General features: G+C 39.0%; 2 protein-coding genes. Both read right to left on the reverse strand.

The genetic code is table 11. The features are described from left to right. Nucleotides 1-363, reverse strand: a 363-nt coding sequence (locus ACGTN6_RS20770; RefSeq protein WP_394594980.1) for a hypothetical protein, incomplete at its 3' end; no start/stop codon positions are given. A gap of 8 nt (nucleotides 364-371) precedes the next feature. Next, a partial coding sequence (gene liaF, locus ACGTN6_RS20775) for a cell wall-active antibiotics response protein LiaF (RefSeq protein ID WP_394594981.1) occupies nucleotides 372-656 on the reverse strand: 285 nt, incomplete at its 5' end.

A 656-nucleotide genomic window follows, 5' to 3' on the forward strand; every position in this document is an offset into this window, starting at 1 on the left:
ATTTTGCAACTTTTGAGCCAACTCATTCAGCTCTCCGCCCATATCACCAAATTCATCGTTAGTAGGCATGTGTACAGAAGCCTCATAACTGCCCTGTTTAAGTGCACGTACCATCATAGAGAGGGCATACATTTTCTCTCTCATAAATCTACTCGATTGAAATCCTATAAAGACTGACACAAGACAAGCGGTAATGGAAAACAAAGCAATAAAGAAAAAAATCGCTTGAGAAGTAAGCCATTCTGGTTCCCTCAGCACATATATCCCTAAAAGAACAGACATCCCAATCAGTACGGTCAAAAATAACCCATATAAATGAGAACGTACAAACGTATAACGAATACTGTTTAGTCGTTTTAACATAACATCACCTACACCCGATCCAGACGAATATCGCCTACTTTTAAATCAACAGATAATGTAACCTTTTGACTAGCTGTTTGGTAATCAGGCGTTTCATAACTCATCGTGCGATTAATCCCATCTGTTTTTTCGTGAAGAACTCGAATGTCTCCCATCTTAACCCTGGCTTCGATCCGGAAGTCAACGTTCTCTGGCATAATGATTTTAACATCTCCAATGATACCGGAGATTCGAATAGGAGTATCTTTTTCGGGAATAAAGGCTTTTGTGAAATCAAGTTTGTAATCGCCTAT

This window comes from Halomonas sp. B23F22_20 (assembly GCF_043496985.1).
Taxonomy (GTDB): Bacteria; Pseudomonadota; Gammaproteobacteria; order Pseudomonadales; family Halomonadaceae; genus Halomonas.